Annotated in this window: 1 protein-coding gene; it reads right to left on the bottom strand. The window is 60.4% G+C overall.

Annotated elements, in window-relative coordinates:
• Positions 1 to 184 precede the first annotated feature (184 nt).
• The coding region (repC, locus tag A4A58_RS24095; protein WP_244499857.1) for a plasmid replication protein RepC at positions 185 to 508 on the bottom strand (324 nt) is incomplete at its 5' end.

The following is a 508-nucleotide window of genomic DNA, read 5'->3' as shown; positions in this document are numbered from 1 at the left end:
GATACAAGCTACCCCATCCTGATGGTCTTCGAGAAAAGCCCGCGGATTTCGCTGGATGCAACCGGATCATCGCTCACTCGACATGAGCGGTTTTACCGGATTTTGCAGCTAATAACCGCACACCCCGTCGACCACAAAATCGTGCCAATCCTGCATCCAAGCGCCCCGAGTGCTCGCCTCGGGCTCAGCCGACGAGCCGACTACCGGGAACACTTCCCCGCGCAAGAGCCATCAGCATCGGGCCGACAGCAAACTCGCCTCTTTCCGTACGGCGGGTCAGATCACGCAGATAACCTCCGGCCGAGTTGATGTGCCCTCCCCTCTCGAGAATGCAGGCAATGACGGTTGCGGCATTTTCCCATCCCATCGCCATGCAAGCCTCCTCATAGGCCGAAGAACTGACGCCGAGCATGGTGCGGACAACGACCGCGGCTGCCATGAGGTCGCGCCAGTTGTCGATCCTCCCGCCTGGCCCGTAATCTGTGATCTGCGGGCAGGCCTGGAGCAC

This window comes from Tardiphaga robiniae (assembly GCF_001618955.1).
In the GTDB taxonomy this organism is placed as follows: domain Bacteria; phylum Pseudomonadota; class Alphaproteobacteria; order Rhizobiales; family Xanthobacteraceae; genus Tardiphaga; species Tardiphaga robiniae_A.
This window is presented reverse-complemented; position numbering and strand designations above follow the sequence as displayed.